The 26475-nt window shown below is 68.6% G+C and carries 24 protein-coding genes; 13 read left to right on the plus strand and 11 right to left on the minus strand.

What is annotated here, in order from left to right; all coding sequences use genetic code 11:
- Nucleotides 1–53: 53 nt before the first annotated feature.
- The 3 genes from ASF52_RS13575 to ASF52_RS13585 are packed head-to-tail and all read left to right on the plus strand — an operon-like array spanning nucleotide 54 to nucleotide 5112.
- Nucleotides 54–449 carry a FixH family protein gene (locus ASF52_RS13575; protein WP_018044309.1) on the plus strand — a complete coding sequence of 132 codons (396 nt, stop codon included), beginning with the start codon at nucleotides 54–56 and terminating at the stop codon, nucleotides 447–449.
- Nucleotides 446–1948, plus strand: coding sequence for an efflux RND transporter periplasmic adaptor subunit (locus ASF52_RS13580; protein ID WP_018044308.1), 1503 nt, complete (start codon nucleotides 446–448; stop codon nucleotides 1946–1948). Before ASF52_RS13575 ends, ASF52_RS13580 begins: the two co-directional genes overlap by 4 nt.
- Nucleotides 1945–5112, plus strand: coding sequence for an efflux RND transporter permease subunit (locus ASF52_RS13585; RefSeq protein ID WP_018044307.1), 3168 nt, complete (start codon nucleotides 1945–1947; stop codon nucleotides 5110–5112). Before ASF52_RS13580 ends, ASF52_RS13585 begins: the two co-directional genes overlap by 4 nt.
- A gap of 171 nt (nucleotides 5113–5283) precedes the next feature.
- On the opposite strand, the gene ASF52_RS13590 is transcribed toward ASF52_RS13585, so the two are convergent.
- The gene (locus tag ASF52_RS13590; protein WP_051074325.1) at nucleotides 5284–5694 is read right to left on the minus strand and encodes a response regulator; all 411 of its coding nucleotides are present in this window, start codon (nucleotides 5692–5694) and stop codon (nucleotides 5284–5286) included.
- A gap of 339 nt (nucleotides 5695–6033) precedes the next feature.
- Here ASF52_RS13590 and ASF52_RS13595 point away from each other — a divergent pair, with 339 nt between their 5' ends.
- Both ASF52_RS13595 and ASF52_RS13600 read left to right on the plus strand, forming a co-directional pair.
- A complete protein-coding gene (locus ASF52_RS13595) occupies nucleotides 6034–6672 on the plus strand; it encodes a 2,3-bisphosphoglycerate-dependent phosphoglycerate mutase (RefSeq protein WP_018044305.1) in 639 nt (212 codons plus the stop codon).
- A gap of 183 nt (nucleotides 6673–6855) precedes the next feature.
- A complete protein-coding gene (locus tag ASF52_RS13600; RefSeq protein ID WP_018044304.1) occupies nucleotides 6856–7917 on the plus strand; it encodes a YeiH family protein in 1062 nt (353 codons plus the stop codon).
- Nucleotides 7918–7943: 26 nt separating this feature from the next.
- On the opposite strand, the gene ASF52_RS13605 is transcribed toward ASF52_RS13600, so the two are convergent.
- A complete protein-coding gene (locus ASF52_RS13605; protein WP_018044303.1) occupies nucleotides 7944–9095 on the minus strand; it encodes a TDT family transporter in 1152 nt (383 codons plus the stop codon).
- 214 nt (nucleotides 9096–9309) lie between these two features.
- Here ASF52_RS13605 and ASF52_RS13610 point away from each other — a divergent pair, with 214 nt between their 5' ends.
- The 6 genes from ASF52_RS13610 to ASF52_RS13630 all read left to right on the plus strand — a co-directional run bounded on the left by ASF52_RS13610 (nucleotide 9310) and on the right by ASF52_RS13630 (nucleotide 13942).
- Nucleotides 9310–9543 (plus strand): hypothetical protein, encoded by a 234-nt coding sequence (locus tag ASF52_RS13610; RefSeq protein ID WP_018044302.1) that lies wholly within the window; start codon nucleotides 9310–9312, stop codon nucleotides 9541–9543.
- 78 nt (nucleotides 9544–9621) lie between these two features.
- Nucleotides 9622–9756 (plus strand): hypothetical protein, encoded by a 135-nt coding sequence (locus ASF52_RS23515; RefSeq protein ID WP_018044301.1) that lies wholly within the window; start codon nucleotides 9622–9624, stop codon nucleotides 9754–9756.
- Between the two features lie 278 nt (nucleotides 9757–10034).
- Nucleotides 10035–11258 (plus strand): molybdopterin-dependent oxidoreductase, encoded by a 1224-nt coding sequence (locus ASF52_RS13615; protein ID WP_018044300.1) that lies wholly within the window; start codon nucleotides 10035–10037, stop codon nucleotides 11256–11258.
- 11 nt (nucleotides 11259–11269) lie between these two features.
- Complete coding sequence (locus tag ASF52_RS13620) at nucleotides 11270–11608, plus strand: c-type cytochrome (RefSeq protein ID WP_018044299.1); 339 nt, start codon at nucleotides 11270–11272, stop codon at nucleotides 11606–11608.
- 185 nt (nucleotides 11609–11793) lie between these two features.
- Nucleotides 11794–12777 carry a beta-propeller fold lactonase family protein gene (locus tag ASF52_RS13625; RefSeq protein ID WP_018044298.1) on the plus strand — a complete coding sequence of 328 codons (984 nt, stop codon included), beginning with the start codon at nucleotides 11794–11796 and terminating at the stop codon, nucleotides 12775–12777.
- A gap of 79 nt (nucleotides 12778–12856) precedes the next feature.
- Nucleotides 12857–13942, plus strand: a complete 1086-nt coding sequence (locus ASF52_RS13630) for a sulfite oxidase (protein ID WP_018044297.1) — start codon at nucleotides 12857–12859, stop codon at nucleotides 13940–13942.
- Nucleotides 13943–13945: 3 nt separating this feature from the next.
- On the opposite strand, the gene ASF52_RS13635 is transcribed toward ASF52_RS13630, so the two are convergent.
- From ASF52_RS13635 to ASF52_RS13655, 5 genes are read right to left on the minus strand one after another with little or no spacing between them, the layout of a single operon-like run.
- Nucleotides 13946–14317, minus strand: a complete 372-nt coding sequence (locus ASF52_RS13635; RefSeq protein WP_018044296.1) for a YidH family protein — start codon at nucleotides 14315–14317, stop codon at nucleotides 13946–13948.
- Nucleotides 14314–15204 (minus strand): LysR family transcriptional regulator, encoded by an 891-nt coding sequence (locus ASF52_RS13640; protein WP_018044295.1) that lies wholly within the window; start codon nucleotides 15202–15204, stop codon nucleotides 14314–14316. The genes ASF52_RS13635 and ASF52_RS13640 overlap by 4 nt, the downstream gene beginning before the upstream one ends.
- Nucleotides 15201–16010 (minus strand): anti-sigma factor family protein, encoded by an 810-nt coding sequence (locus tag ASF52_RS13645; protein ID WP_018044294.1) that lies wholly within the window; start codon nucleotides 16008–16010, stop codon nucleotides 15201–15203. Before ASF52_RS13645 ends, ASF52_RS13640 begins: the two co-directional genes overlap by 4 nt.
- Nucleotides 16007–16516, minus strand: coding sequence for an RNA polymerase sigma factor (locus ASF52_RS13650; protein WP_018044293.1), 510 nt, complete (start codon nucleotides 16514–16516; stop codon nucleotides 16007–16009). Before ASF52_RS13650 ends, ASF52_RS13645 begins: the two co-directional genes overlap by 4 nt.
- Nucleotides 16517–16529: 13 nt before the next feature.
- Nucleotides 16530–16913: a COG4315 family predicted lipoprotein gene (locus ASF52_RS13655; RefSeq protein WP_018044292.1), complete on the minus strand. Its 384-nt coding sequence runs from the start codon at nucleotides 16911–16913 to the stop codon at nucleotides 16530–16532.
- Between the two features lie 538 nt (nucleotides 16914–17451).
- Here ASF52_RS13655 and ASF52_RS13660 point away from each other — a divergent pair.
- Nucleotides 17452–18198 carry a phosphatase PAP2 family protein gene (locus ASF52_RS13660; RefSeq protein WP_018044291.1) on the plus strand — a complete coding sequence of 249 codons (747 nt, stop codon included), beginning with the start codon at nucleotides 17452–17454 and terminating at the stop codon, nucleotides 18196–18198.
- A 147-nt stretch (nucleotides 18199–18345) separates the two neighbouring features.
- Here ASF52_RS13660 and lspA read toward each other — a convergent pair whose 3' ends face one another.
- Together lspA and ASF52_RS13670 are read right to left on the minus strand one after the other, a co-directional pair.
- Nucleotides 18346–18873: a signal peptidase II gene (lspA, locus tag ASF52_RS13665; protein WP_018044290.1), complete on the minus strand. Its 528-nt coding sequence runs from the start codon at nucleotides 18871–18873 to the stop codon at nucleotides 18346–18348.
- Between the two features lie 4 nt (nucleotides 18874–18877).
- Nucleotides 18878–21061 carry a heavy metal translocating P-type ATPase gene (locus tag ASF52_RS13670; protein WP_056172884.1) on the minus strand — a complete coding sequence of 728 codons (2184 nt, stop codon included), beginning with the start codon at nucleotides 21059–21061 and terminating at the stop codon, nucleotides 18878–18880.
- A 99-nt stretch (nucleotides 21062–21160) separates the two neighbouring features.
- On the opposite strand from ASF52_RS13670, the gene ASF52_RS13675 reads away from it, so the two are divergent.
- Entirely contained in the window at nucleotides 21161–21562 is a 402-nt protein-coding gene (locus ASF52_RS13675; protein ID WP_056172886.1) for a MerR family transcriptional regulator, read from the plus strand.
- Between the two features lie 222 nt (nucleotides 21563–21784).
- On the opposite strand, the gene ASF52_RS13680 is transcribed toward ASF52_RS13675, so the two are convergent.
- Nucleotides 21785–25030: an efflux RND transporter permease subunit gene (locus ASF52_RS13680; protein WP_056172889.1), complete on the minus strand. Its 3246-nt coding sequence runs from the start codon at nucleotides 25028–25030 to the stop codon at nucleotides 21785–21787.
- An 11-nt stretch (nucleotides 25031–25041) separates the two neighbouring features.
- On the minus strand, nucleotides 25042–26421 hold the full coding sequence (locus tag ASF52_RS13685; RefSeq protein WP_056172891.1) for an efflux RND transporter periplasmic adaptor subunit: 1380 nt from the start codon (nucleotides 26419–26421) through the stop codon (nucleotides 25042–25044).
- Nucleotides 26422–26475: the final 54 nt, after the last annotated feature.

Consider the following 26475-nt stretch of genomic DNA (forward strand, 5'->3'; position numbering starts at 1 on the left):
CGGTGACGCGCGTCCGCGCGTGGCCATCCATCGCGTTCAGGAGACCCCACATCGTGACCAAGACATCGTTTTCGCGCGCCCTCACGGTTGCGCTGCTCGGCCTCGCCCTCACCGCCGCGGCCCGGGCCGACACCAAGGACTACGAGTTCCAGCTGGTGAAGGACGAAGCCAAGCAGGGCGAGGCCATCCTCGACGTCCGCCTCGTCGACAAGCGCACGTCCAAGCCCGTGCCGAACGCCGTCATCTTCGCCAAGCGCATCGATATGGCGCCCGACAGCATGGAGGAGATGACCTCCAAGATCGAGCAACTGCCCTCGCCGGAGCCGGGCCTCTACCGGTTCAAGGCGAAGCTGACGATGGCCGGCGGCTGGCGCCTCTCGCTCGGGGCCAAGGTCCAAGGCGAGACCGGCACCGTCGAGAACAAGCTGGTGTTCAAGGCCACCAAGTGAGCCGGACGGCATGGCTGGCCGGGACCCTCGCCGCGCTCGCGGCGGGGGGGCTGGGCTATGGCGCGGGGCATGAGGGCAGCCCCGTGCCGGCGCTCGTCCAGCAGGCGCGGACCGGGTTCGCCCATTGGCTGCCGGGTGCACGGCCGGCCTCCCCGATGCCCGCGCAGGCTCCGATCAAGGCGACGGGTTCGGTGGTCTACTACCGAGACCCGGACGGGAAGCCGGACTACGCCTCCGAACCCAAACAGACGGCGGACGGTCGCGACTACCGCGCCGTCCACGCCAGCGAGGACGTGCGCTTCGACGAACCCGAAGAGGCGGAAGCCATGCCTGACGCCGGCCACGGCGACATGGCCATGGCTCAGGCCAAGACGCCCGCGAGCGCCCGCAAGGTGCGCTTCTACCGCAACCCGATGGGCCTTCCGGACACTTCGCCGATTCCGAAAAAGGACTCGATGGGGATGGACTACCTCCCCGTCTACGAGGGCGAGGACACCGACGACGGCACCGTGACCCTCTCGCCCGGCAAGGTCCAGCGAACCGGCGTCCGGACGGAGGTCGCTGCACGGCGCGTCCTATCCATGCCGGTGCGGGCTCCTGGAACCATCGAGGAGGACGAGCGCCGGATCTCGGTCATCGCGATGCGCACCGACGCCTTCATTGAGAAGGTCGAGGCCGTCACCACCGGCGACCACGTCCACAAGGGCCAGCCGCTCATGCGCCTGTTCTCGCCCGAGATGAACGCGGCCGCCGCGCAGTACCTCACCGGCATCGGCTACGAGGGCGCCCGGCGCCGACTGGAGAACCTCGGCATCCCGCCCGAGGCCATCGACGAGATCGAGCGATCCCGAAAAGTGCCGGCGACCATCACGTGGTCGGCGCCACGCGACGGCGTCGTGGTCGAGCGCAACGTCTCCGACGGCATGCGCGCCAAGTCCGGCGACACCCTGTTCAAGCTCGTCGACCATACCCGGGTATGGGTGCTCGTCGACGTGACCGAACGCGACCTGGCGTCCGTGGCGGAGGGCCAAACGGCGACCGTGCGTGCCCGGACGTTTCCCGACCGGACCTTCACTGGCACGGTGACGCGGATCTATCCGCACCTCGCCATGGGGACCCGGACGGCCCGCCTGCGCATCGAGTTGCCGAACCTCAACGGCGACCTGCGGCCCGGGATGTACGGCGACGTCGAGATCGCGACCGGGAACGCCAAGCCCGTGGTCGCCGTCCCCGACGACGCCGTCATCGACACCGGAACCAGGCAGGTCGTCCTGCTCGACAAGGGCGAGGGCCGCTTCGAGCCGCGCCCGGTCAAGCTCGGTGCCCGCGGCGACGGCTACGTCGAAGTCCGGGAGGGCATCGCGGCAGGCGACCGGGTGGTGACCGCCGCCAACTTCCTCATCGACGCCGAGAGCAACCTCAAGGCGGCGCTGCAGGGTCTCTCCGAGCCGAAGGTAGAACCAGGTCCGCAGGCGGCGGCCGATGGGAGGGCGCCATGATCGCCCGGCTCATCGGCTGGTCGGCCCGGAATCTGGTTCTGGTGTTGATCGGGACGGTGTTCGCGGTGGGGGCCGGGCTCTACGCCCTGAGGACCCTGCCGCTCGACGCGATCCCGGACCTCTCGGACGTCCAGACCATCGTCTACACCGAGTACCCCGGGCAGGCGCCACAGGTCATCGAGGACCAGGTCACCTACCCGCTGACTACCGCCATGCTGACGGTGCCCCGGTCGAAGGTCGTGCGCGGCTTCTCGTTCTTCGGGGTCTCGTTCGTCTACGTCATCTTCGAGGACGGCACCGACCCATACTGGGCCCGGAGCCGGGTGCTCGAATACCTAAACACCGTGGCCAAGCGCCTGCCGGCGGGGGTGACCCCGACGCTGGGACCGGACGCGACCGGGGTCGGCTGGGTCTACCAGTACGTCGTGGTCGCCAAAGAGCGCACGCTGGCCGAGCTCCGCTCGCTCCAGGACTGGGTCGTGCGCTTCGGGGCCTCTCGTGCCGAAGGCGTGGCCGAGGTCGCAGGCGTCGGCGGCTTCGTCAAACAGTACAACGTGGTCGTCGACCCGAGCCGGTTGCGGGCGCAGGGCATCACCCTGGCGAAGCTCCGGGACGCGATCCGGGCGAGCAACGCCGACGTAGGCGGCCGCACCGTCGAGCTCTCCGAGTTCGAGTTCGTCGTCCGTGGCCGCGGGTACCTCAAGAGCATCGCCGACATCGAGAGCATCGTCCTGAAGACAGAGGCGGGCACGCCCCTGCGGGTGAAGGACGTCGCCCGGGTCGAGCTCGGTCCCGACGAGCGCCGCGGCATCACCGAGATGAACGGGGAGGGCGAGGTCGCCGGCGGCATCATCCTCCAGCGCTTCGGGGCCAACGCCCTCGACGTTATCGCGAGTGCCAAGGCGCGCCTCGCCGAGGTCGCCGCGAGCCTGCCCAAGGGCACCGAGATCCTGCCTGTCTACGACCGGTCGCACCTCATCGAGGCGGCCATCGAGACGCTCAAGGGGACCCTGATCGAGGAGAGCGCCATCGTCGCCCTCGTCTGCGTCGTGTTCCTGCTCCACGTCCGCAGTGCGCTGGTCGCGATCCTGATGCTGCCGGTCGGCATCCTAATGGCGTTCGCGGGCATGAAGGCGCTGGGCTTGGGCGCCAACATCATGAGCCTGGGCGGCATCGCCATCGCGGTCGGCGCCATGATCGACGCCGCCATCGTCATGATCGAGAACGCCCACAAGCACCTGGAGCGGGCGGACCCTGGCAAGCCCCGGGTCCAGGTCCTGATAGAGGCCGCCTCCGAGGTCGGTCCCTCGCTGTTCTTCTCGCTCCTCATCATCACGGTCAGCTTCCTGCCCATCTTCACCCTGGAAAGCCAGGAAGGGCGTCTGTTCGGGCCGCTGGCCTTCACCAAGACGTTCGCGATGGCGGCGGCGGCGGTGCTGTCGGTGACGCTGGTTCCGGCGCTGATGGTGCTGTTCGTGCGCGGCCGCATCGTGCCCGAGCACCGCAACCCGGTGAACCGGCTCCTGATCTGGTTCTACCGTCCCATCATCGCAGGGGTCCTGCGGGCGCGGGTGCTGACCATCCTGATCGCGCTGGGCGTTCTCGGCGCCTCGGTCTGGCCGGCCCTGCAACTCGGGTCCGAGTTCATGCCCGATCTCGACGAGGGCACCCTGATGTACATGCCGACCACCCTGCCGGGCATCTCGGTGACCAAGGCCGGCGAGCTTTTAGGGAGACAGGACACCATCCTGAAGAGCTTCCCGGAAGTCCTGTCCGTCTACGGCAAGGCCGGACGGGCCGCGACCGCGACGGACCCGGCGCCCTCCGAGATGTTCGAGACCATCGTCAACCTGAAGCCGAAGGCGGAGTGGCGCCCGGGCGTGACGCTGGCGAGCCTCAAAGCCGAGATGGATGCCGCGCTCCAGTTCCCCGGTGTCTCCAATGCCTGGACCCAGCCGATCCGCGCCCGCATCGACATGCTCGCCACCGGCATCCGGACCCCCGTCGGCATCAAGGTGCTCGGAACCGACCTCGCCGAGATGGAGAAGGTCGCCCGCCGGGTCGAGGCGGTGGTGAAGGCGGTGCCGGGCACGTCGAGCGCCTATGCCGAGCGCGTCCAGGGCGGGTACTTCCTCGACATCACGCCCGACCGGGAGGTTCTGGGCCGCTACGGCCTATCGGTCGGGGACGTGCAGGACGTGATCGCCATGGCGCTCGGCGGCGAGAGCGTCACCAACACGGTCGAGGGCCGCGAGCGCTACACCGTCAACGTGCGCTACCCGCGCGCCTTCCGGTCGAGCCCACAATCCATCGCGACCGAGGTGCAGGTGCCCATCGCGGGCGGAGGCACGGTCCCCTTGGGCGAAGTCGCCAAGGTGGCACTGACCCGGGGGCCGACCCAGATCCGGACCGAGAACGGGCAACTCGCGGTCTTCATCTACGTCGATGTCTCGGGACGGGACCTTGGCGGCTACGTGGCCGATGCACGGGCGGCTGTTACCGGCGAGGTGAGCCTGCCACCCGGGACCACCCTCCAGTGGAGCGGGCAGGTCGAGTACCTCGACCGCGCCACGGCCCGGCTCAAGATCGTGGTGCCCCTGACCCTCCTGACCGTGTTCCTGCTGCTCTACCTCAACTTTCGCCGGCTGACTGAAACCCTCATCGTGATGCTGTCGCTGCCCTTCGCACTGGTGGGCGGCGTCTGGCTGATGTGGTGGTTGGGCTTCAACCTATCGGTCGCCGTGGCCGTGGGCTTCATCGCGCTCGCCGGGGTCGCCGCCGAGACCGGGGTGATCATGCTGGTCTACCTCGACCATGCGCTGGCCGAGATCCGGACGGAGTGCGAGCGGGATGGGCGCGCCCTATCGCGAAATGACCTGAGGCGGGCGATCATGGTCGGCGCGGTCGAGCGGGTGCGGCCCAAGATGATGACCGTGGTCGCCATCATAGCCGGGCTGTTGCCCATCCTGTGGAGCACCGGCTCGGGCTCCGAGGTCATGCAGCGCATCGCGGTGCCGATGATCGGCGGCATGGTGTCGTCGACCGTCCTGACCCTCGTCGTGATCCCGGCGGTATACGGGCTGGTGAAGGGATGGGGACTGCCGAGATCCGACATGCAGCCGGAACCCGTCGAGGGGCACACGATGCCCTTGGCCGCGGAATGACAACGAGGACGAGACCATGCTGGTGGTCGACGACGAGCCGACGGTTAGGCATGTTGGTCTCCGACATTCTCGAAGACCTCGCCTAACCCGACATCGAGGGTCGCTCGCATCCGGTCGATGATCGAGGAGAGCCGGTAGGAGGCATGGGGCTCCGGCCAACCGATCCCGGGCTTACCTCCGAAGGGGCCCGGGGTGCTTCTCCGACGGCATCGTCTCGCGCACGTGGTGCCGGACCAAGGAGGGGCTGAACGGCTTCCCGATGAACGTCGCCCCATCGGGCAGGTCCCCGGGTTCAGGTCGCACATTGCCGGAGGCGACCACGATGGCGATGTGGGGCCACGTCACGGCCGTCCGCCGCGCCAGGTCGAAGCCGTTGTCCGGCCCGGGCATCTGCACGTCCGTGAACAGCAGCTGCACCTTGCCATGGTGCTCGTCGAGCACCCGCGTCGCCTGGGCGACGTCCATCGCCTCAAGAACCACGAAACCGGCATCCTCCAGGATGTCGGACACATCCATCAGGATGAGGGCGTCGTCGTCGACCACGAGGACATGGGGGGCATCGGCGGGGTCAGGCAGGGGCATGGATACCAAAGGCCGGCCTGGCCGGTAGGTTGCCGCATAACATAGGTTTCTTTTGCGCCATCGGAGCATGGTTGCCTAGCGCCGTTTCCGTAGGTCCCGTGGATGCGGGCCCCTAGTGGTTGAAATCTGACGCTTGGTACCCATTCGCGAGGTCAGCTTGGGGTGGGAAGCAGCTTGGCTGCTTTCAGTCGCGAGACGTTCTTAAGCGGACCTAGGATGACCCGCCGACTCCGGATGAACGGTCCAACCCATCGCATGGTCGAAGTTCGTTGAAGTCGGATGCCGACATCATCAGAGGCGATGCGACCGGCACGAAAGTGCTCTGCCTCGGGAGACAGCGTGATTCACGATTGCAAAGCCCCGGTCACGCGACATCTCGTGCTGGTCCGGCATGGCCAGAGCGTAGCCAACCGATCCGGCCTGTTCACGGGATTGCTGGACTCGCCCTTGACCGAGCAGGGCCGGATGGAAGCCGAGGCAGCCGGGCGGCGTTTGGCCGAGCGCAGCTGGCGCTTTTCCGCAGCCTTCACCTCGACGCTGACGCGGGCGATCGTGAGCGGCCGGCTTATTCTCGATGCGCTCGGGCAACCCGGATTGGTCCCCCAACGCTTCGCCGCGCTCGACGAGCGAGACTACGGCGACCTCAGCGGGCTCGACAAGATCGCCGCCGATGCGCGCTGGGGGGCGGAGCGGATCGAGACCTGGCGCCGCTCCTACGCCGAGGCGCCGCCGAACGGTGAGAGCCTGCGCGATACCGTCGCCCGCATCGTCCCATGCTACCTCCGAACCATCCAGCCGGCGGTTATGGGCGGAGACGTGCTCGTCGTCGCCCACGGCAATTGCCTGCGGGCGCTTGTCATGGCGCTTGAAGACCTGAGCCCCGCGGAGGTCGAGCACCTTGAACTCGCGACGGGCTCCGTCAGGATCTATGAGCTTGCTGCGGACACGACGATCAAGGCCCGCTGGATCGACGGGTGAATCCGCCTGTCGGCCCTCCACAATGGGTCTCCGCAAACTCTGAAGGGGTCCTGCTTTCATCTATTTCAGTGATGGCAAGCATCTAATCATTCCGTTGGAGTGAATGAACGGGCCCTGGGATCCTCCGGCATCACATCGGAGCCATCCATGTCCGCGCCCAGACTTTTCTCCCACCCTCGATCGATGCACGCCTTGGCCGGCACGAGAGCCATCCTTCCGGGACTGGGCCTCTGCGTGGCGGTCACCGCCGCAGCGGTCGGCTTCGAGGCCGTCGAGGCGCATCTGTTCGGTCGCGCTTGGCTCGAAGCCCTGGTACTGGCGATCCTGCTCGGGAGCGCGATTCGCACCGCCTGGACCCCGTCGCAGCGTTTCTTTCCCGGCATCGCCTTCGGGGCCAAGACCGTGCTGGAGATCGCGGTCGTCCTGCTCGGGGCGTCGCTCAGCCTCGCGACGATCCTCGCCGCCGGACCGGGCCTGCTCTTCGGCATTGCGGGCGTCGTCGCGGTGGCGATCCTGTCGAGTTACGGCATCGGCCGAGCGCTCGGGCTGCATCCGCGCATGGCGATCCTCGTGGCCTGCGGGAACTCGATCTGCGGCAACTCGGCGATCGCGGCCACGGCACCGGTGATCGGCGCCGACGGCGAGGACGTCGCCGCCTCCATCGCCTTCACCGCGGTGCTGGGCGTGCTGGTGGTGCTCGGCCTACCGCTGCTGGTGCCGCTGCTCGGTCTGTCGCCGATGCAGTACGGCGTGCTCGCCGGCCTCACCGTCTACGCTGTTCCGCAAGTCCTCGCCGCCACCGCGCCGGTCGCGGCGCTCAGCGTCCAGGTCGGAACCCTGGTGAAGCTCGTCCGGGTGCTGATGCTAGGCCCGGTCGTCCTGATGCTCTCGCTCGGCGCAAGCCGGCTGCGCGAGGAGACCGACGAGGCCGCCCCCGGCGTCACCGCTGGCGACCGCCCTGCTCGCGCCGGCCTCGCGATCCACCGCTTGGTGCCGTGGTTCATCCTCGCCTTCCTGGCGCTCGCGGGCCTTCGCTCGGCCGGGCTGGTTCCGCAGGTCGCGCTCGCGCCGATGTCGGAGACCGCCAATCTGCTCACCGTGGTCTCGATGGCGGCGCTCGGCCTCGGGGTCGATGTGCGCAGCGTCGCCAAGGCCGGGGCGCGGGTGACCCTGGCGGTGGTCGCCTCGCTCGTCGCACTCGGCGCCGTCAGCCTCGGTCTGATCCGCGTGCTGGGCCTCGCTTGAACCGATCGGATGCGCCCGAGGCCCGGTCAGGCCCCGGCGAGGCAGGGCGAGACGAAGAGCTCCCCGCGATAGGCCCCGCGCAACGTGCGCACGGACACGATCAGCCAGAGTAGGGTCAGCAGGCCGACGAGGCCCGCTCCGAGCCAGGCGAACCCGCTGAGTGCCGTCACTTCGCCGATCCGCAGGGTGGCCAGGGCATAGACGCCGAGCGGGAAGATGTAGCCCCACCAGCCGAGGTTGAACGGAACGCCGGCGCGTAGGTAGCGCACGGTGACGGCGAGCGAGAGCAGAAACCACCAGGCGCCGTAGCCCCAGAGGATCAGCGCGCCGATCAGGCCCGTGATCCTGAGGATCTCGGGCGCGCCGGCAAAACCGCCTGCCGCGAGGATCGGGCCACCGGCCTGCCCCAGCACGAGCAGGCCGAGCGCCCCGGTTCCGAGCGGACCGAGGGAGAGCCAGCTCGATGCGGCCATCTCACGCGGTGGCAAGTTGTGCAGCGCCATGCGCAGCACCAGGATCGCCAGGATGCTCAGCGCCAGCGGGACCGAGACGCCCCAGAGCACGAAGCTCGTGACGATGACGGCGAGTTGTTGGCTCTCGCCGCTCAAGGCTGGAGCGAGCAGGCCACCGGAGACGGCGACGACCTCGGCTGTCACCACTGGCAGCAGCCATACGGCCGTCATCTGGTCGATGCGGTGCTCCTGACGGGTGAACATCAGGTAGGGGATCGCGACAGCACAGATCAGAGCGAGCGCCACGTCGAACCACCACAGTGGCAGTGCGATTCGGACGGTCTCTGCGCCGAGATAGGGCGGACCGAATATCAGCAGCCCGTTCAGCAGCGTCGCCAGTGCCATCGGGATCGCCCCGAAGAACATCGACACCGTCGAGTGTCCGAAGATCCGTCGGGCGCCATCGAAGTAGAAGATCCAGCGCGCGCCGTAGACTAGGCAGAAGGTGGCGAAAAGCACGACGGAGGCGAGCCAGAGCCCGAGCGGCACAGGGGCCAGCAGGGCATGCGTCTCCGGCAGACGGTCGAGGGCCAAGGCGACCACGCCAGTGCCCATCACCACGGTGAACCAGTTCGGCGTGAATTGTCGGATCACGTCCCGCGGATGCTGGAGGCGCGAGAGCGGCTTTAGGCCTGTGCTGATCGCCAGCAGACTGGATTCGGACACGGGGCGCTCTTGGGCTTCGGAGGGTCAACGCACCGGCTCTAGCACGACCCCGCATCGCGCGCCGCCGCGATAAACATCAACTCGCAAGCGGCGCTTAATCATCAAAACAATCGATTAAAACTAGCTAATCAAACCATTAGTATGAATGGTTGTCGGCCGCTACCTTCTTGTCATCACGAACCGACGTGACGACCCGACCAGAAGGATATCGACCATGACCCGTACGATCGCTGCCGTCGCCCTCGCCGCCTCCGCCCTCGTCGGCATGACGGGCCTCTCGCAGGCCCAGGGCCTCCGCGCTCCGCAGGTCCGCTTCATCACCAGCCCATCCGCACCGATCTACGGCGACGCCGATGGCGCCAACGCCAAGAACCCGGCACTCCCGGCCTACGCCCGTGGCCGCGGCCAGGAGACCGGCGGCCCGGCGCGGGAACTGATCGGTCGCTGACAGCGCCCCCTTGGCCGCCGGGCATCCGTCCGGCGGCACGTGAAGCCTTCGAACACCCGAATGACAGGGAGATCCATCATGACCCGACCCACCTTCGAGACCACTGACGAGGCCCGGCAGGGCGAGACCAGCGGTCATATGCGCTGGGTCCTGTTCTGGACGGTCGCCCTGACTGTCGCCGCCGTCGGCACCGCCTGGCTGACGATCATCTGATCCGGCCGCCCGCCATTGATCGGAGATCGGAAATCTTCGGATGATCGCAATCGGAGATCGTTCAGATCTCTAACGATCATTGGGTGGAATAATCATCTCGCTGTAGCATCTCGTTCACGGAGAGGACGCCTCTTTGCCGGGATGACATGGATCGACGACCCGAGTTTCCGGCGGCGAGACCGAACCGTCCCGACCGACGCCAATGCCGTCCGCCGACGGCGACACCGAGATCCAGCGACCGGCCGACGCGGCCCAACAAACGATTCCAGGGAGACATCATGCGCCATCTGCACGAACCGTTGAACCGCCGCCTCGTCCTGGGTGGCCTAGGGGTCGGCAGCCTCGCCGCCGCCATGCCGGCCTGGGCCGCGGGCTCGGTGAAGCTTCCGCTGCCCGGCGGCCCGGACGAGCGGGCGCTGACCACCGCCTTTCCGGGCAAGGCCGAGATGATCCTTCAACGCACCCATCCGCCGCTGCTGGAGACGCCGTTCTCGGTGTTCGACGAGGGCGTGTTCACCCCTAACGACCGCTTCTACGTCCGTTGGCACTGGGCCTCGATCCCGACCGAAGTCGATGCCGGCACCTTCCGTCTTAAGGTCCACGGCCACGTCGATAAGGAACTCTCGCTCTCGCTCGACGCCATCGCCGGCCTGCCGCGCTTCGAGATCGCCGCGGTGAACCAGTGCTCGGGCAATTCACGCGGGCTGTTCGAGCCGCGGGTGCCCGGCGCGCAATGGGCCAACGGCTCGATGGGCAACGCCCGCTGGACCGGGGTACGCCTCAAGGACGTGCTCGAACGCGCTGGGGTGAAGTCCGGCGCCGTGCAGGTGCGCTTCAACGGCCTCGACGAGCCCGTGGTCGACGACGCGCCGGACTTCAAGAAGTCGCTCGATCTCGACCACGCCAACAATGGTGAGGTGATGATCGCCTACGCGATGAACGGCGAGCAGCTCCCGCTGCTCAACGGTTTCCCGCTCCGCCTCGTGGTGCCGGGCTGGTATTCGACCTACTGGGTCAAGATGCTGTCCGACATCGAGGTGCTGGACAAGCCCGACGACGGGTACTGGATGAAGACCGCCTACCGCATCCCGGACGTGCCGGGCGCCAACATCAAGCCCGGCCAGACCGGCTTCAAGACGGTGCCGATCAACAGGATGGTGCCGCGCTCCTTCGTCACCAACCTGACCGACGGCGCCAAGGTGGCGGCCGGAACGCCGGTGGCCCTTCGCGGCATCGCTTTCGGCGGCGATTGCGGGGTAAAGGCGGTCGACTTCTCCGGAGACGGCGGGGCGACGTGGTTTCCGGCGCAACTCGGCGCGGACGAGGGCCCCTACAGCTTCCGCCGCTTCGACGGCAGCCTGCCGGCGCTGGCCGCCGGCACCCATGCGGTTAAGGTCCGCTGCACCAATACCAACGGCGTCGCCCAGGGCATGGACCAGGTCTGGAACGCCAACGGCTTCATGCAGAACGGCATAGAGACCGTGTCCTTCCAGGCCGCTTGAGGAGACCAGCCATGAACCCGATCCGCCCTGCGGCCCTCATCGCCGCGCTCGCCTTGTCTCCTCTGGTGGCGCTCGCCGCCCCGGCCCCCGAGCCGATGCGCTTCACCTCGCAATCCATTGCGATGCCGACCTCCGACCGGATCTTCCCCGACGGGCCGGGGGCCGAGGCCGTCAACAACAACTGCCTTGCCTGCCACTCGGCCGGGATGGTGCTGACCCAGCCCAAGCTCACCAAGGCGCAGTGGACCGAGACCGTGAACAAGATGGTTCACGTCTACAAGGCACCGGTCGATCAGGCCGACGTGCAGACCATCATCGATTACCTCACGGCGTTGAAGCCGACGCCCTGAACCCCCGATTCCCGAGGCCGCCGCGCTTTTTTCGCCGGCCTCGGGGAATAGACCGCGCCTTCCGGCGTCTCCTCAGGGCGATGCACGGCCGGCCCGGCCTTGCACGACGGATTTCCGATTTCGAACCAGCCCTCACGGCAGGCCCCGGCCGCCGAACGAGCGCGCATGCCCGAGAGACACGCTTCATGACCCATATCCGCACCAGCCTGCGCGCCCTCGTCGCCGGAGCCGCCTTGCTCCTCGCCCAGGGCCAGCCCGGGTTCGCCGCCGGTTTCGACGGGGCGATCAAGAACAACGCGCTGGCGCTGAACGCCGCCGGTACGGTCGCCGCTGTGTCGAACAGCGAAGAGAGCGCCGTCATCGTCTACGACGTCGCCAAGGGCACGGTGCTGCGCCGCCTCGACGGCTTCGTGACCCCGCGCAACATCGTGTTCGCGCCGGACGGCGCCCGCTTCTACGTCTCCGACAGCGGCACCGGCCGGATCACGGTCTACGAGACCGCCACCGGCAAGGAAGCCGGCGTTCTCGCCGCGGGCCCCGGCGCGTTCGGCACGGTGCTCTCGGCCGACGGGACCAAGCTCTACGTCAATAACGAGGCCGCGAGCACGCTGACCGTGTTCGACACCAGGACCATGCTCGCCGAGGCTGTGATCCCCGGCTTCGCGCAGCCGCGCCAGGGCGTGAAGTTGTCGCCGGACGGCAAGACCGTGTTCGTGACGAACTTCCTCGGCGACAAGATCACGTTGGTCGATACCGCCACCAACAAGATCACCGGCGAGATCGCCGGGTTCGACAAGCTGCGCGCCATCTCGATCACCAAGGACGGTAAGACGCTGTTTGCCGCCAACAGCGGCCGCAACACGATCGGCGTGGTCGATGTCGCCGCCCGTAAGGTCACGTCCGAGGTGGCGGTGGGCAAGGACCCCTACGGCGCCGCGCTGACCCCGGACGGGCGCTTCGTCTATTCGGGCAATCTCAAGGACAACTCCTTGTCGGTGATCGACACCGGCACCCTCAAGGTCGTCGCCACGGTGACCGGCCTGAACGAGCCGCGCCAGGCGATCGCGTTCTCGGCCGACAACGCCCACGCCTACGTCCTCAACCGCGACCTTAGCGTCGCCGTGGTGGACCGGGCGAAGAACGCGGTCATCTCGACCATGAAGCCCTGAGGCGTCGCGCGCCGGGTGCCTTCTCGGCTCCCGGCGCGTTCCCGATGTCGACACGTCACGAACGCAGGACAAAGACCCCATGCTCGGCCTGTTCCAGCGCAAGGACCGCCTCATCGTCCACGGAAAGGCGCCCTACAACGCCGAGCCGCCGCTCGATCGCCTGCGCGCGGCCTTCCTGACTGATCAGGCCGACTTCTACGTCCGCAGCCACGGTGACATCCCGGACCTCGACGCCGACAGCTACCGCCTGATCATCGACGGGATGGTCGCGACGTCGCTCGACCTCTCGCTCGCCGATCTCAAGGAACGCTTCGCGCCCGTCACCGTCACGGCGGTGATGCAATGCGCCGGCAACCGCCGGGCCGACATGCTGGCGGTGGCGCCGGTCTCCGGCGACCCGTGGGCGCCCGGCGCCATCGGCAACGCGGAATGGACCGGCGTGCGCCTCGCCGAGGTGCTGCGCGCGGCCGGCCTCGACGCGGGGGGCGCACGTCACGTCGCCTTCGAGAGCCACGACCGGATCGCCCATACGGACACGCGCTTCGGCGCCTCGATCCCGCTCGCCAAGGCTCTCGCCCCCGAGACGCTGCTCGCCTTCGCGATGAACGGCGAGCTTCTCGCCCCCGAGCACGGTCACCCGCTGCGTGTTGTGGTGCCGGGCTTTGCCGGCATCCGCAGCCCGAAATGGCTCGCCCGCATCACGGTGCAGGATCACCCCTCCAACAACCCGATGCAGGCCGACGACTACAAGCTGTTTCCGCCCGACGTGACCGCCGAGACCGCGGACCCCGCCCACGGCATCACCATCGAGGCGATGCCGCTCAACAGCGCGATCTGCGAGCCCGCCCGCGGCGCGGCGTTGAAGGCCGGCCGGCACGCGATCCGCGGCTACGCCATCGCCAGTGACCGCGCGGTCGCCCGCGTCGATGTCTCGACGGATGGCGGTCGCAGCTGGGCGCAGGCCCGGATCGACCGCGACGCCGACGCACCCTACGCCTGGACGTTCTGGGAGATCGAGCGCGAGCTGACGACCGGCGAGCACGAACTCGCGGTACGGGCCTGGGATTCCGCCGGCCAGACCCAGCCTGCGGCGCCGGACGACACCTGGAACTACAAGGGCTACCTCAGCGCCGCCTGGCACCGGGTGCGGGTAACGGTGGCCTGACCGTCACGCCCAGAGCAGGGCGGTGGCAGCGAGGCCCGAGATCGCGATGAGCAGGGCCGCAACCCCGACGGTGAGGATGCGCGGCATCATCGGGATCTCGGCATGAGCGAGTCGCGCCCGGATCGCTCGGTCCCGCCATGCGGCGCCGGCGAACGAGGCGAGCGCACAGGCGATCAGCGTGAGCGACAGCACCTTCAGTGGCCAGACCGCCAGCACCTCTCGCAGGAAGCGCTGCGCGGCCAGGCCGACGCCGAGGAAGGCGAGCCCGGTGCGAAGCCACGCCACGAAGGTGCGCTCGGCTGCCAGCACCGTGCGGTCCTCGGCGAGCCTGACCCGCGGGTCGTCGGGGGGAACGGGTTTCGCGGGCTCGCTCATTCGGCATCCGCCGTTGCGATCAAATCGAGCAGCGCGTCGGCGGCCCGGCTGCGGTAGCGCTCCTTGTGGCGCAGTACCCGGAACGGCCGGCTCGGCAGGGCGAACGCCGCCCGTACCAGGGTCCCGGCTCGAAGCGCTGCGGCGACCACGGTCTCGGACAGCACGGCGGCCCCGCCCCCGGCCTCGACGGCGGCGCGGACCGCCTCGTTCGAGGGCAATTCGAGTGTGACTTGGAGTTGAGCCGCAGCGAGGCCGGCCGCACCCAGCGCCGCCTCAAAGGCCGAGCGGGTTCCCGATCCCCCCTCGCGCAGCACCCAGTCGGCCCCGGCGAGGTCCTTGGGTTCAAGGGCGGTCGCTCCGGCGAAGGGATGGCCTGGGGCGACCACGAGGACGAGCTGGTCATGAGCAATGGTGGTGCTCGCGAGCGTCGGGTCGTCCAGCGCCCCCTCGACGAAGCCGAGTTCGGCCTGCCCGGCGCGGACCGCATCGGCAGCGTCGGTGGTGTTGCCCACCGCCAGCCGGATGGCGATCTCAGGGTAGGCCCGGCGGAAGGCGACAAGGTGGCGCGGCAGCCAGTCGCTGGCGATGGTCTGGCTGGCGTAGAGGGCCAGCGTCCCGCGTCGCATGCCGCTGAGGTCGGCGAGCACCAGCTCGGCGGCCTCGGCCCGGGCGAGCACCGCGCGGGCCTCGACGAGGAACACGCGTCCCGCCTCGGTCAGCTCGATCCCGCGGCCGACCCGATGGAACAGCTTGGTCGCGTGTCGTCCCTCGATATTGGCGATCGCCGTGCTGACCGCCGACTGCACGAGGTTCAGCGCCTCGGCAGCCCGGGTTACGTGCTGCCGCTCGGCCACCGCCACGAAGATGCGGAGTTGGTCGAGGGTCATGGTTGCCGCGGCGGAACCGGCAATCCACGGACCTGCGCGTCAACCGCCTGCGCGACGGTCAAAAGCCGCGCTTCGTCGGTGCGACCGGTGACGACGTAGGACATGCCGCCATCGACCCAGGAGAAGGCGGCGACGTCGCCCTCGCGGGCGAAGCGGAACACCGTGCGGCCATCCGCATCGCCTACGCGGCTGTAGAGCGTCAGCCGGGTGCCGTGATCGTCATCGTACATCAGCATCGCGGCGGATTCGGAACCCGCCGGCAGCAGCCGGCCCCCCATCAGGCGGAAGCCGTAGGCCGTGAGGTCGGGGGTGGTCACCGCCCGGCCGAGGCGCTTCGAGAGCCACGTCACGAGGTGTGGCTTCTCATCGGCGCGCACCTCCACTGGATGCACCGCCTCGACCACGTAGGTGCGGAAGGCCGCCACCGCGTCGTCGGTCGCCGGCTCGGTTCGCGCGAGCGTGACCGTGGGTACCTGCCGCGCGGCATGGCCGAACCAGCCGGCGGCACCGCCAACCGCGAGGCAGAGCACGGCCGCAGCCGCGACCGGAAGCCAGCGCCCGGTTATCGGGCGATGTCGCGAGCGGATGTTGGCCACCCGGAGCCGCGCCGGGATCGCCTCCTCGGCGATCGGCGCGAGGCGGGCACGCAAGCGCTCGCGCAGGGCGCGATCCGCCGAGACCTCGGCCGCCCGCGCGGGGTTTCCCCTGAGCCATGCCTCGACCAGTGCCTGCCGCTCCGGTTCGAGACGACCGTCGATCAGGCCGTGCAGGTCGTCCTCGCCGACCGGGCGTGGATCCCCGCTCATTTCACCCTCCTCAACAAGCCGGTTCGGCCCGTTTCCAGAAAACTTCGCATCCGCTCCCGGGCTCGGCTTAACCGCGACATCACCGTGCCCAGCGGTACTCCGAGCACCTGCGCCGCTTCCGCATAAGACAGATCCTCGACCGCGACGAGCAGTAGCACTGAGCGCTGCTCCTCGGGCAGGGCGTCGAGTCCGGTGAGCACGTCGCGTGCCCCCATAACGGCCTCGGGGTCGGCACCCGGATCGGGCACCTGCTCCAAAGCCTCAGCGCCGACATCGATGCCGCGCCGGCCCCGGCGTCGAACAGTGCCGAGGAACAGGTTGCGCTCGATCGTGAACAGCCAGGCTCGCAGGTCGCCGTCGCGGCGACGTCCGGACCAGCCGGACAACGCCCGCTCCAACGTGTCCTGGACGAGGTCATCCGCCGCTTCGCGGTCCCGCAACAGTGCGACTGCGTAGCGCCGCAACGCTGGGATCTGCGGTTCGATGAGGGCGGCGATCTCGTCCACGAGGCTTTACCGATCAGGGCTTGGCGATGTGCCATGCACCGTTGAGGAATCCGTCGCCGGTGATGTCGCCGGGCTTCGTATCCTTGGCGAAGGTGTAGAGCGGCTTGCCCTTGTAGGCCCACTGCATCGTGCCGTCGTCCCGCGTCACCATCGTCCAGTCGCCACTAGCAGCCGAGCCGGAGGCGGCCATCAGGGCCGGCCAGTTGGCGGCGCAGGGGCCGTTGCACATCGACTTGCCGCCCATGTCCTTGTCGAAGGTGTAGAGGGTCATGCTCTTGGCATCGACGAGCGCCGGCCCCTTGGCAGTCTCGGCCGTCATCGCAGGCGCAGCGGCCTGGGCGGCGGCGGCGGAGAAGGCGAAGGCCGCAAAGGCAGCGCGGATCAGCATGGTGTGCATGAGTGAGGTCTCCCGCGGTCGACCATGACCGCATCGGGAGAGATGCCGAACGGGCGCGTCTATTCCACTGACACACGAAAAAGATTGGTGACGTCAGCGTGACCGCCGACTCGTCCTCAACCACGGCATACGGCCGTCACCCAGGAGCAGTCAGAGGAATGATGCGGCGGCGTCACCACTCTGAAAGGCGGAGATCCGAGATCATGCCCTCGCACGGCGAGATCGACTGCAACGTCTGCTTTCGAGAGATACGTTGGCTTGCTCTTACGGCGTAGTTGGGTCGGAAGCGGACGGTATCAAGCGTCAGGTTTCGACCACTAGGCCTCGGGGTCGATATCCGACGTTTCAGGCCCTCCTCCACAGGGATCTCGGCGTGGATGCGACCATTGCGGGCAACAAAGGTGCGGGTTCTCCTTGGCTCGCCGCTCACCGCGGGGGAACGGGCGAGGATCCGAACGGGTTCTTCGGCTCTGCCGCATGAGGCGGTGAGTGTCCCGAGCCAGCAACCGTCAAGGGACCGATCCAGGAGTTCGGGCGCATGAACCAGTCCTCTCCGTCCGCCCGTGCCGGTATCATGGCGCGCCTCGGCAAGCGGGAGATCGGTCTGCCCGTGACGCTGTTTTGCGTCGCCGCCCTCATCCTCGGGTTTGGTCTCCTGGCCGACAAGGTCATGGAGGGCGGCACGATGGGGTTCGACACCCGCGTCGCCCACTTCTTCCGTCCACCCGGCGCGGCTGGTCCGATTGGACCGGATTGGCTGCACGAGATGGCCCGGGACGTGACCTCCCTGGGCAGCATGGTGGTCCTCTGCTTCCTCATCGCGGCTGTGGCAGGGTACCTGCTCCTGATCCGCAAGCAGGGGGCCGCGGTCCTGGTGGTGGGATCGATCCTGGGCGGGACGGTCATCAGCTTCGGGCTGAAACTCCTCTTCAACCGGCCCCGACCCGAGATCCCCGGCGGCATCCAGGTGTTCACCGCCAGCTTCCCTAGCAGCCACGCCATGCTCTCCGCCGTGACTTACCTGACACTCGGCGCCCTCATGACGCGCGTGGCGGCGGGCGCTCGCCTGAAGGCGTACTTCATGGGGCTGGCCGTCTTCCTCACGGTCGTCGTCGGGCTGAGCCGGGTCTATGTCGGGGTCCACTACGCGACCGACGTGCTGGCAGGCTGGTGCGTGGGGTCGGCCTGGGCGGTCCTGTGCTGGGTCGTGGCCCTCCAGCTTCAGCGACGCGGTCAAGTCGAGAAGCCCGACCATGTCGCGGGCGAGGCCGGCATCGAGGCATAGGACCCCATGCGCCGTTCTTCCTAAACGCATCCTCCGCCTGACTGAAGGGACGGACGCATCCCAGCATTCGTTCAATTAGCAGGACCGCATCGTCCATGCCTGCGGCCAGGCCGTTCGACCATTACGGGCACGACCGAAATGACGCCGTTAAGGGACCCGTAGGGCGGCCCGATCAAGCGGCGCTGGTGGTCTCGGCCCGCCCGGCTTGCCGACTGCCTCCCAAGCTATCAAGGCGGCCCCGAGGCTGATCCAGATATCGGCCATGTTGAAGGTGAACCAATGCACCTCCGCCGGGTGCAGGTCGAGGAAGTCCGTGACGCGGCCGTCCACCCATCGGTCGATGAGGTTTCCCAGTGCACCGCCGGTCATGATGGCGAAACCAACTCCTTCCGACGCTCCGGTCGCGCGGAATGCCAACCGGGCAACGTAGGCCGTCAGCATTCCCTGAAGCGCAAGAAGGACGACCAAGGACGTCGCGTCATGCGCCGGAAGCAGGCTGAAGCTGATGCCATGATTGAACGCGAGCCTGAGGTCGAGCATCGGCAGTACCGCGTGCACGGTTTCGTCGGAAAGCCTGTCGACCGCCAGCGCCTTGGTCCACAGGTCGGTGCCCGCCGCGGTCACAGCGATTACGACGAGGGCGCCGAACCCGGCCCTTTCCCGTATGAGACGCATCGGCTCAAGCCCGGAGCAGGCGAAGGGCGTTGGCCGTCACCAGGACGGTCGCCCCGGTATCCGCCAGGATGGCCGGCCATAGCCCAGTGATGCCTGCGAGCGTCGTCACCAGGAACACGGCCTTGAGCCCCAGCGAGATGGCCACGTTTTGGTGGATGTTGCCGAGCGTCGCCCGGGACAGCGCCACGAGGGCGGCCACGTCCGATACCCGGTCGTTGAGGATGGCCGCGTCAGCCGTCTCCAGTGCCGCGTCTGTGCCGCCGCCCATGGCAATGCCGACGCTGGCGGAGGCGAGCGCGGGGGCGTCGTTGATGCCGTCGCCGACCATAGCGACCGGGCCGACCTCCTTCAACGCGCCGATCTCGGCGAGCTTGTCGGCCGGCAGCAGGTCGGCCCGGACCGATAGTCCCAGGCCCTTGGCGATGGCCTCGCCGGTGCGCCGGTTGTCGCCGGTCAGCATCACGCATTCGACCCCAAGCCGGCGCAGGGCCGCGACGCCGGCGGCCGCATCCTGTCTGGGCTCGTCCCGGACCGCCACGACGCCGAGCGCCTCTCCGTCCCGAACCACGACGACGGCGGTCTTGCCGGCTTCCTCAAGGGCCTGCACCGTCGCTTCCGCTTCCGGCGAGAGGCTGGCCAGCGTCGCGGCGTGGCGCGGGGATGCCACCGCGACCGTGCGACCGGCGACCGTGGCCTGGACGGCCTTGCCGGGAACCGCACGGGCATCGCGTACGGGGCGCAGGGGGATGGCGTCGGCCTCCGTACGTTCGAGGATCGCACGAGCGATGGGGTGGCTCGATCCGGCCTCCACCGTCGCCGCGAGCCCGAGCAGGGTGCGATCCGTCATGTCCGGGGCAAATGGGAGGACGTCGGTGACCCTTGGACGCCCTGCCGTGAGCGTCCCCGTCTTGTCGAACGCGACGGTACGCACCCGTCCGATGGTCTCCAGGGCGGCGCCGCCCTTCACCAGCAGTCCCCGCCGCGCTCCGGCGGCAAGACCCGAGGCGATGGCGGCCGGGGTCGAGAGCACGAGGGCGCAGGGGCAGGCGATGAGGAGCAACGCCAGTCCGCGATAGATCCAGGTGCCCCAGTCGGCGCCGAGCAGCAGCGGCGGGCCAAGCGCCGCCAGCGCGGCGACCGCGAAGGCGACCGGGGTGTAGACGGCGCTGAAGCGGTCGATGAACCGGGCGGTCGGCGACTTCGAAGCCTGCGCCTCCTCCACCATGTGCAGAATGCGGGCGACGGTGTTGTCCGACGGCATCCGGGTGACCCTGACCTGCAGGGCCCCGTCCGCATTGACGCTGCCGGCATAGACGGCGTCCCCGACCTCCTTTGGCCGGGGCACCGATTCCCCCGTGATCGGGGACTCGTCAAGGCTCGACGTGCCGTCCGTGACCTCGCCGTCCGCAGGGACGCGGTCACCCGGGCGCACCAGCACGGTTTGGCCGATCACCAGGGAGGCGGCCGCCACCTCACGCACGGCGCCGTCCCCCTCGACCAGGCGCGCCGTCTTCGGCACCAGGCCCACGAGGGCCTTGATGCCGGCCCGGGACCGGCCCGCCGCAAAGCCTTCGAGCATCTCGCCAACGGTGAAGAGGAGGACCACCACCGCCGCTTCCTCGGCGGCATGGATGGCGAGCGCCCCGATGGTGGCGACCGACATCAGCATCTCGATGGAGAAGGGCGAGCCGTTGCGGGCGGCGGCGATGGCGCGGCGTCCGTAGAAGGCGAGACCCAGGAGCGCGCCGGGCCAGTAGGCGTATTCCCCGGCCAGCCCGGGCCGAACCGTCTGCAGGAGAAATCCGCTTGCGAACAGGACGGCGATGCCCAGCGCCAAAAGCCCCTTGCGGCTGCGCCAGGCGGGGGACTCCGCCTCCTCCTCGACGATGGCCGAGGCCGCGATGCCCGTTGCCTGTGAGCGGGCGAGGTCGGCCGCGGTCGGCAGGGACCCGACGCCATAGCCGAGCCCCGTGATCCGGTTCTCCAGGTCCGCCCTGGGTGTCGAGCCCTCGTCGAGCACGAGGTCGAGGACCTGGGCCGTGTAGTTCACGCGGACGTCGCGGACGCCGGGCATGCGGGTTACCGCTGTTTCGATCTTGGTCGCGCAGCTCGGGCAATCCATGCCCTTCACGCGGTAGCGCAGCGCGGCGCCTGCGGGGACCGCTCCCGATGTTCCTGGCCCTGACATGGCAAGCTCCGTCGACCCGGGCCTCGCGCCGAAGGGTCTGAGGCCCTACATGCACCCTGTAGCAACTACAGGGTCAAGGCCATGGCGCACGCACCCCCCATGACCATCGGCGACTTGGCCGCGGCGACGAACACCCGCGTCGAGACGATCCGGTGGTACGAGAAGGTGAAGCTCCTGCCGGCGCCGGAAAGGTCGGCGGGCAACTACCGTCTCTACGGTCCGGAGCACCTGCGCCGCCTGAGCTTCATCCGGCGGGGACGGGACCTCGGCTTCACGGTCGACCAGATCCGGGAGCTTCTCGCCATGGCCGACGACCGCGACCGGTCCTGCGCCGAGGTCGACACCATCGCCCGCGCCCACCTGGCGCAGGTCGAGCGCAAGCTGGCCGACCTGACCCGGTTGGCGCATGAGCTGCGCGACGTCATCGGTCAGTGCGGCTGCGGGTCCGTCGCCGACTGCCGCATCATCGAGGCTTTGTCTCCCCACGGGGATCCGTCCTGAGGATGGATCGGCCCCGTCGGCATCAGGTGGAAGTGCGTCCTCCCGCCGATGTTGCAGAGGCAGTACAGAAGGTAGACGCAGGCCGGGATGGCGATGAGGGCCAGGGCGAACGCCCGGCCGGCCGCGCGACGGACGTGGGGCCTGACGCGGCGTCGGCGACGTGGGCCGCCGCCGCCCCAGTCGGCGATGGTTCGGGCGACCTTCTTGCTCATGCCGACCCTCCTACTCGGCGGCGCGGAGATGCGGTTGGACCGGCATGGGCCGATCCTTCCTCTCGGGAGCGACCGCATCGGCAAACCTAGCGTAGAGAGCCGGCAGGACGACGAGGGTCAGCAGGGTCGCCGAGATGAGCCCGCCGATGACCACCGTCGCAAGGGGACGCTGGATCTCTGCCCCGGTCTCGGTCGCCAGCGCCATCGGTACGAACCCGAGGGATGCCACCAGCGCGGTCATCGCCACAGGACGGAGCCGGGTCATGGCGCCCTCCATGATGGCCTCGCGCCTTGGCCGTCCCTCGGCGATGAGCTGCTTGATGTAGGTCAGCATCACCAGGCCGTTGAGCACCGCCACCCCGGACAGGGCGATGAAGCCGACGGCCGCGGGCACCGAGAACGGCATGCCACGCAGCCACAGGGCGGCGATGCCCCCGGTCAGTGCCAAGGGAACCGCGCTGAACACCAGGAGCGCGTCCCGGGCCGAGTTCAGGGCCGAGAACAGCAGCAGGAAGATCAGGAAGAAGCAGACCGGTACGACCACCATCAGGCGCTGGCGGGCGGAAGCCAGGTTCTCGAACTGTCCGCCCCAGGTCACGTAGTAGCCGGCCGGGAGCGACACCCCAGAGGCCACCTTGTCCTGCGCCTCGGCCACGAGCGAGCCGATGTCACGGCCCCGCACGTTGGCGGTGACCACGACGCGGCGCCGGCCGTTCTCGCGCGAGATCTGGTTCGGGCCCTCCGTCACCGAGAAGCTCGCGACCTGCTTCAGGAGCACCGACGCGGCGCGCCCGTTTGGTCCGGGAGGCAACGGCACCGGGATGTTCTCCAGGGCCTCGCGGTCCTCGCGCACCTTGTCGTTGAGGCGCACGACGATGGGGAAGCGTCGGTCGCCCTCGAAGACGACGCCCGCCTCGCGGCCCCCGATGGCCGCCCCGATGACGTCCTGGATCGCGGACGTGCTCAGTCCCAGGCGGGCCGCCTCGGCCTTGTTGATCCCGATCTCCAGAAACGGCAGACCGGCCGTCTGCTCGACCTTGACGTCGTCGGCGCCCTCGACCCCGCGCAGGATGGCGGCGATCTGGTTCGCGGCCGCGGTCATCGCGCCCAGATCATCGCCGAAGACCTTCACGGCGAGGTCGCCGCGGGTGCCGGCCAATAGCTCGTTGAAGCGAAGCTGGATGGGCTGGGAGAACTCGTAGACGTTGCCCGCGAGCGCCCCGAGGGCCTTCTCGATGCTCTCCTGCAACTCGGCCTTGGACAGGTCCGGGTCCGGCCATTCGGCTTGCGGCTTCAGGATGACGAAGGTGTCCGACGAGCTCGGCGGCATCGGGTCCGAGGCGACCTCGGCGGTGCCGGTCTTCGAGAAGACGTAGGCGACCTGGGGGAACCGGCCGATGGCCTGCTCGACCTTTAGCTGCATGGCCTGCGATTGCGACAGGGACGTCGACGGGATGCGCTGGGCGTTCAACGCGATGCTTTTCTCGTCGAGCTGCGGGATGAACTCTTGCCCCAGACCCCTGAACAGGACGCCGGCTCCGACGAGCAGCACCAGGGCGACCGCGACGAACAGCATGGGCACGCGCAGGGCGGCCCCGAGGACAGGGCGGTAGGCGGCCTTGATCGCCCGGACGAAAAGGTTGTCGGTCTCGGTGACCTTGCCGGTGATGACGATGGAGATCATCGCCGGGACGAAGGTGAGCGACAGGACGAAGGCCGCGACCAGGGCGATGATGACGGTGAGTGCCATTGGCTCGAACATCTTGCCCTCGACCCCGGTGAAGGTGAGGAGCGGCACGTAGACGAGGATGATGATGGCCTGCCCGTAGAGGGAGGGCTTGATCATCTCCTCGGCCGAGACCCGCACGGTGGCGAGGCGCTCCTCCAGGTCGAGCTTTCGCCCGAGTTCCCCTTGGCGTTCGGCGAGGTGGCGAAGGGCGTTCTCGGTGATGATGACCGCCCCGTCGACGATGAGGCCGAAATCGAGGGCCCCAAGGCTCATCAGGTTGGCGCTGATGCGCCCCTGGACCATGCCGGTCATGGTCATCAGCATCGCCACCGGGATGACGAGGGCCGTGACGATGGCCGCGCGGATGTTGCCGAGCAGCAGGAACAGGATCACCACGACGAGGGCGGCGCCCTCGGCCAGGTTCTTGGCGACCGTCCGGATGGTGGCCTCGACCAGGACCGTGCGGTTGAGGACCGTCTGGACCTCGACGCCGGGCGGGAGCGTGCGCCGGATGCCGGTCATGCGCGCGTCGACCGCGGCGGCGACGGTGCGGCTGTTCTCGCCGATGAGCATCAGGGCGGTGCCGATGACGACCTCCTGCCCGTCCTCGCTGCCCGACCCGGTGCGCAGATCGCGCCCGATCCGTACCTCGGCGACGTCGGAGATGCGGACCGGCACGCCGCCGCGCGTGGTCACGACGACGGAGCCGATGTCCTCCATGCTCTCCAAGCGGCCGGCGGCGCGCACGACGTAGCCCTCGCCGTTGTCTTCCAGGTAGCGCGCGCCCTGGTTGGCGTTGTTGGCCTCCAGCGCCCGGCCGATGTCGGCGAAGGACAGGTCGAGGGCCGTCAGCCTCATCGGATCGGGCTGGACGTGGTACTGCTTCTCGAAGCCGCCGATGCCGTCGACGCCGGCCACGCCCGGGACGGTCCTCACCTGTGGGCGGATGATCCAGTCCTGGACCGTGCGCAGGTAGGCCGTGCGTTCGAGCTCCGTCGAGAGCCTCTGGCCCTCGGGTGTGAGGTAGCTGCCGTCCGGCTGCCAACCGGGTTTACCGGGCTTCGAGACCTTGCGCTCAGCAGGTTTCGCGTAGTGCACCGACCACATGTAGATCTCGCCCAGGCCGGTCGAGATCGGCCCCATGCGCGGCTCGACCCCGGACGGCATCGCCGCCTCAGCCTCCTGAAGACGCTCGGCGACCTGCTGGCGGGCGAAGTAGATGTTCGTCGCCTCGGAGAAGACGGCGGTGACCTGGGAGAACCCGTTCCGGGATAGCGAGCGGGTGTATTCCAGGCCCTTGATGCCTGCGAGCGCGGTCTCGACCTGGTACGTGATGATGCGCTCGATGTCGTTCGGCGAGAGCGAGGGCGCCGTGGTGTTGATCTGCACCTGGTTGTTGGTGATGTCCGGCACCGCGTCGATGGGAAGCTTCGTCAGCGAGAACACGCCGAACCCGGCCGCGAGCAGCGACAGGAGCACCACGAGCCAACGCTGATGGACGGAGAAGTCGAGGATCTTCGAGATCATGGCGGCCGCCCTCAGTGGTCGTGGTCGGCTTCGGCCTTGCCGAGCTCGGCCTTCAGGACGAAGGAGTTGGCCACCGCGACCTCGTCGCCGGGCTCCAGGCCTGCGAGGACCTCGTAGGCATCGTCGTCCGCCTTGCCGAGGGTCACCTCCCGCTTCGAGAAGCCCTCCTCGGTCCGCACGAACACCACCTTCTCGCCGCCGATGGTCTGGATGGCGGACTTCGGCAGCCGCACCGCGACCTTGTCCTGGGCGATCTCGATCTCGGTCGTGACGAAGGTGCCCGGGCGCCAGGACATGTCCTTGTTCGGCAGGGCGACGATGACCCGGGCCGAACGCGTCTCCGGGTTGAGGATCGGGCTGACGAAGACGACCTTGCCCTCGGGGCGGGGAGCATCCTGGCCGCCGACGATGGTCACCCTGGCGCCCTCGCGGACCTTGGACAGCTCGGTGGTGGGGACGGGGAGCTCGATCCACAGTGAGGAGAGGTCGGCCACGGTATAGACGTCGGCTGGGTCGCCCTCGCTGCCGACCTTCGTGCCGACGTCGACCTTACGCTCCACGATCCGCCCGGCGAGGGGAGACCTGAGCTCGAAGCGGCGCAAGGACGATGAATTCGGGGTGGTCTCGTCCTTCTTGGCCGCGGCGGCGACCTCGGTCGCGTTCAGTCCGAGGGCCGACAGCTTCTGGCGGGAGAGGTCGACGCGCAAGGTCGCCTCGGAGTAGGCGGCCTTCGCGTTCAGGAAGGCCGATTCCGCCGAGATCCTCTTGTCCCAGAGGGCCTGCTGCCTGTCGAAGTTGGTCTTTTCCAGGTCCGCCTTAACCGTCGCCGTGAGGAAGTCGCTTTTGGCATCCGCGACCTCGCGGCTGTCGAGGACGGCGACGATCTCGCCCTTGGCGACGTCCTCGCCGAGGCGCTTGCGCATCTCCGCCACGGTCCCGGCGACCCGAGCCGGCACCCGGGTGATCCGGTCGGCGTCCTGGGCAATGGTGCCGGGCACCAGGAGGTGGCGCGAGAGCGTGCCGCCCTCGACCTTGGCAAGCCTGATGTCCTGTTCGGCGGCCTGCTCGGCCGTCATCTTGATCCTGTCCTCGCCCTCCTCGTCGTGGCCGTGCGCCTCGCCCTCGGCATGTTTCCGGGCACCGGCATTGGGCTTGGTCTCGCCCTTGGCGTGCCGCGGCTTGCCGGCGACCTGCCCATGGTCGTCCTCGCCGGGCTTGGTCTCGACGCCCTCCGACGCCGTCTCGCTCGCGGCGTTCGTTTGCGGGGCTTTGGGGGTCGGCGACAGGCCGGCGGTCGCAAGGGCGCCTCGCACGACCTCAGAAACCTCTGGGAAGGCACCGCCGATGGCGATGCCGATGGCCAGGAAGGCCAAGGACAGAAATGTTCGCATGGGAGAAAAGGCCGTCTTGCCTGGGATGCCGTTCGGCCGCACGCGCGGCTTCTG

Source organism: Methylobacterium sp. Leaf112 (assembly GCF_001423295.1).
Lineage (GTDB): Bacteria > Pseudomonadota > Alphaproteobacteria > Rhizobiales > Beijerinckiaceae > Methylobacterium.